Genomic DNA, 4758 nt, shown 5'->3' with positions numbered 1-4758 from the left:
GTGTAGCAAAGACCGCCCGGAATCAGAAAGATCGCCAGCATCTCGATGAAGTTGCTGAAAGGCGTCGGGTTCTCATACGGATGCGCGGAGTTCGCATTGAAGAAACCGCCGCCATTGGTGCCCAACTGCTTGATCGCGATCTGCGAGGCAGCCGGGCCCATCGGCAAGGTCTGCGTGGTGACCGTAGTCGACTTGGTTATGTCCTTGCCGGCCGCGTCCTTCACCGTGTTGCCAGCGGTATCCTTCACCGTTTCCACCGCCGTCGTGTTCTGCATCAGCGGCACGTCGACGTAGGCCTTGAAGTTCTGTACCACGCCCTGCGAAGACAGCAGCAGCGCAATCACCAGCGAGAACGGCACCAGCACGTAAAGCGTGCTGCGCGTCATGTCGACCCAGAAGTTGCCCACGCTGTCGGCACTGCGACGCGTGAAGCCGCGCACCACCGCCAGCAACACGGCGATGCCGGTGGCCGCCGAGAGGAAGTTCTGCACGGCCAGACCCAGCATCTGGGTCAGGTAGCTCATGGTGTTTTCGCCACCATAGGCCTGCCAGTTGGTATTGGTGATGAAGCTGATGGCCGTATTCATCGCCAGATCCGGCGACGGTGCAGCAAAGTGCTGGGGATTCAACGGCAGCCACTGCTGCACACGCTGCAACGCGTAGACCGCGAACGCACCGCACAGGTTGAAGACGAGCATGGCGATGGCATAGCGCTTCCAGCCCATCTGGTCATCGGCACTGGTGCCAGCGAGGCGATAGAGCACGCGCTCCACCTTGCCGCCCACGCGATTGACGCCGTTGGGCGTGTCGGAAAACGCCAGGGCCATGTATGCGCCGACCGGCTTGATCAGCACAAGCAGCACGCCCAGATAAAGCACGACCTGGAAGAAATCGAAGCTGGTCATTCGAACCACTCCGGCTTAAGTAGGGCCACGCACAAGTAGCCCGTCAGGGCCACCGCAATCACGGCAGCCACGAAATAGAACGCGTTCATGGTTAAGTCTCCCCAAGGAAAGGCGCCAACCGATGTCCCCTTCGCCAGCGCAGGCGAGAGGCCGATGTCAGGGGCGACGACCTAGACGGTCGCAGATCAGCAGAAAGCCGAGCGCCGCAGCGAACAGCACGATCGAAAAGAGCAGGTAAATGGCATCCATGGAAGCTCAGCTCACCGAGTTTTAACGTCGGTAATTCTCGGATTTTCCCCGTAATAAAGGGGTATCGCCCCAGGCCATCGGCGTATAGAAACCGTAAATTCGTGCAGTCCAGGACGCGCGGCTTGGGAGCCCAGTCGTGGTGCCGAGGTCTGCCTTTACCAGCGGTAGGGACGCAAGAAGCCTGGTAACCCGGATTTTTATTAAGGAATGGGCAGGATGCACGGCCTACTTCACTGGGAGAGGGTGTAGGCAGATGGCGTGGCGCTCTACCCGCGATAACCAACCCTAATCGCTTAGCCCCAAGACGCCATCCACGCGGCCATCGAGAACCCCGTATTGGCCAACGTCAGCGCTACCGCAACCCGAATGCCGTACGACCATTGCCCCTTTGCGAATGCCACGGCACATTTCCAGATGCCGTTGACGACAACAGCAATGGCTACGCAAAAAACCGCATGTCGCATGTCGATCTGATGTGTGGATAYGGCTTGGGCCACCGCTGCGGCAGCTGCATGTACATCCGCCAGGCCTGAGAACACCATCATCCATGGAAGGCTCGCCGCGCCAAGGTTGGCTCTGACGAGGGCAATGACGAACATGACGGCCGCCAATAAACCCACGAGGCGAAGAACTGAAGCCAGCTGGAAGGGGTTCGTCTCAATGAGCTCGTTGTCTTCGCCCGGGGTTGTGAAGGACTTCCAGCTGACAGCCAGGCCCGACAGGATGGTGATCACGGCTGCCACAACCAGCGGCGCAGCGATCTTGTGCAGCAAAGGGAGAGAGGCGGAACCAACGACGGCAGCGAGTTGAATGATCGTCCCGACGTTGGACATGATGGCTGCGCTGGCGACAGAAGGCATCCCCGCGGGGTTCAGCCTGGCCCGCTCCGCCATGGTCAGGACGGTTGCGGTGCTGGAAACAAAACCACTCGCGAGGCCAGCGATAGCGAGGCCGAATCGGGTGCCGAACACTCTCAGCGCCAGGTAGCCAAGCGTGGCGATGCTCATGATGGCAATGGCGAGCACCCAGAGGCGGCGGGGATTGATCGCGTCCCAGGGATCGATGGCGTGGTCGGGAAGAAGAGGGAGCACGACAAACGCCGCCGCCAGCAGCGTCAACAGGTCTTGCAGCTCTGCCTCACTAAGCCATTGGCGGCAGATGGCATGCAGCTTGTGCTTGCTGGCGAGGAGTATGGCAACGACAACGCCGATCGCGCCGGCAGTTTTAGGGGACGACAACGCCAAGCCTCCCAGCAGGAAGGTAAGCAGCATCGCTATTTCTGTCGTAAGGCCAGGATCATCCCGGCGACTGCGCACATAGCTGACGACTATCGCCAGCGATATGAAGATGCCCGCGATATACAGCCCAACCTTCCCCATCATTCCAGCAACAGCGCCGGTCAGACCGAGAATGGCAAAGGTCCGCACCCCGGCGGCGGCTCGCGTGGGCCCTTCCCCTTTGCTGCGCTCCCGCTCGATCCCGATCAAAAGTCCAATGGCTAAACCAACGCTCGGGCCAAGCGCTTGCGCCATGACATCTCGGACGAGGGATTCGAGCATCGGCGACATGGCAATGAGCCGTTGTGGAGAACGTATCGGCTTGATCCATGTCTGGCCAAGCGTTCTCTGAGTAAACGATGGTCAGGGCATGGTCACAGAAAAGAAAGCAGCAGACGCTTCGATCTGCGCATCGTCCATTTTTGATGCAACCTCGGTCATCGATCCCGGCTTGGGCGTTGCGGCTCGGGCTCTTGCCTGGAATTCGCGAATCCGTGCGATCAAAAATGTCTTTGGCTGGCCCGCAATGGACGGGAAGCGCGCGCCGTTACCTTGCCCGGATGGGCCATGGCAACCAAAACAAGCGGGAACGCCATTCGTGCCTCCGCTTTCGGCAAGCCGCCGACCAGCCGAAATCATCTCCGCCGAGGGAATATTCTGCGGTTGCGCAAGCGGTGGATGTTGCCCTGAAAAATATGTTGCAAGCGCGTGCATGTCGTCCTCGGAGAGCCTTTGTGCAACCGGTTGCATGACGACGCTGGTTCGAGTCCCATCCTTGAACATCGACAGGGCGTGCGCGAGGTAGTCCGGATTCATACCGGCCAGGCGAGGCGCACCCACGGCGTCGGAACCCGTCCCGTGATCGCCGTGACAGCTCACACACAGGGCAACGGGAGGTGCCTGGGCCGCCAAGATCGTGGTAGCGGATGACGTGGCTGATGGTCCGGCTATGGCAAGTGCTGGCAGCAAAGCGAGCAGGATGCAAAGGGCGACGACTCGACTTAGTGGGCCAGAGGGGGATTCGTCCTTGTCTGGCCGAGTGTGCGGGAACGCCAGATGTCGCCAAACATGGGGAGTAGGCATTGTTCTGCACTACATGAAAGCGGAGTGCCGACGATACACCGCCTACCTGTTTCGATGCCGCGCATGCGCATCGTTATCGTTTGTGCCTTCATCGCGCTCGCCAGGGATGCAATGTGACGACTAGTTGCGGTCGTGCCCGCTGAGGCACGGAAACAAGCGGCACGCAGCGATCGACGATTTCACCATGCCCTTTCAACGAGAGTCCGGTGTTCATAGGCAAAAGCGGTCCAGCGTTGATTGCCCTCAGTGCTGCATCAGCACGGGGATCTCCGCATGCTGCAGGATGTGCCGGGTCGCGCCGCCCAGTACCCGCTCTCTCACACGGGCATGTCCATAGGCACCCATGACCAGGCAGTCGGCAGACAGCCGTCGAGCTGTTCGCATCAACTCCGGGCCGGAGTTCAGCGGGCTCGCGTATAGCGGAATCTCGCTGACGCTCGCGCCATGCGAGCGCAAATAGATCGTCGGATCGAATGGTGGCTGGCGGTCCTCCTTCTCCAAGGCCAGCGCTCCGTCTTTGAGGACAATCACCTGATCCGCCGCGACAGCCAGCGGAAGTGCGGCGTGCACGGCACGAATCGATTCGATGCCGCCGTTCCAGCCCACAACTATCCGAGTGAAAGTCATAGATTTGTCCCAGCCAGGCGGCAGTACCAGACATGGCGCCCGGCAGGTCAGCAAGGCCTCACCGAGCACGTCAAGGATGCTTGCTTCCTCGGCAAGATCGCGCTCGAGAATGATGAGATCGTGCCACGCACCCAGTGCCCGCATGGTTTTTGCGGGCGCCACTTGCGTGCTTTGCCAGGACACGTGCTTGACGCCGCGCGCGTGGGCAAAGGCAGCAAAGGCATCGTAGTCATCGCGTTCGAGACGGCGCGCGTCCATCAGCAACGCCATGACGGTAGGTTCGTCATCGATACCACGCAATGATCGAAGCGAGGGGGCGATATAGCAGCCGGTCAGGTGGGCATTGAATTTCGCCGCAATATCCACGCCGGCAAAGGCAGCCGGACTCCACGGTCCGGCAGCCGTCACGAGTGCCATAACGTCTGCATACCCCCTGCCTGTTGCCGCTACTGGATTTGACTCACAGTGCTGGTCATAACTCAAAGGCATCTTCATCGTTCGTCTCCGTGGATTCACGCCAGAGCGATCGAGTGGACGACAAGCGTGCTGTCGCCCGGATCCGGGCGGCGAGAGAATCCCAGGTACGACGCAAGATCACGCATCGCCTGGTTGTCTGA

The 4758-nt window shown here is 60.3% G+C and carries 5 protein-coding genes; all 5 read right to left on the bottom strand.

Annotation, left to right across the window (positions count from 1 at the left end; all coding sequences use genetic code 11):
• Nucleotides 1-905, bottom strand: a 905-nt coding sequence (locus tag AC1DMG_RS19925; RefSeq protein WP_477180964.1) for a potassium-transporting ATPase subunit KdpA, incomplete at its 3' end; no start/stop codon positions are given.
• Complete coding sequence (kdpF, locus tag AC1DMG_RS19920; RefSeq protein WP_477164863.1) at nt 902-994, bottom strand: K(+)-transporting ATPase subunit F; 93 nt, start codon at nt 992-994, stop codon at nt 902-904. The genes AC1DMG_RS19925 and kdpF, both read right to left, overlap by 4 nt.
• A gap of 453 nt (nt 995-1447) precedes the next feature.
• Nucleotides 1448-2722 carry an MgtC/SapB family protein gene (locus AC1DMG_RS19915; protein WP_477180963.1) on the bottom strand — a complete coding sequence of 425 codons (1275 nt, stop codon included), beginning with the start codon at nt 2720-2722 and terminating at the stop codon, nt 1448-1450.
• Nucleotides 2723-2794: 72 nt separating this feature from the next.
• Complete coding sequence (locus tag AC1DMG_RS19910) at nt 2795-3514, bottom strand: c-type cytochrome (RefSeq protein ID WP_477178646.1); 720 nt, start codon at nt 3512-3514, stop codon at nt 2795-2797.
• Nucleotides 3515-3757: 243 nt separating this feature from the next.
• Complete coding sequence (locus AC1DMG_RS19905; RefSeq protein ID WP_477178647.1) at nt 3758-4558, bottom strand: universal stress protein; 801 nt, start codon at nt 4556-4558, stop codon at nt 3758-3760.
• Nucleotides 4559-4758 lie beyond the last annotated feature (200 nt).

The organism is Dyella sp. 01N36 (genome assembly GCF_056399745.1).
This window is presented reverse-complemented; position numbering and strand designations above follow the sequence as displayed.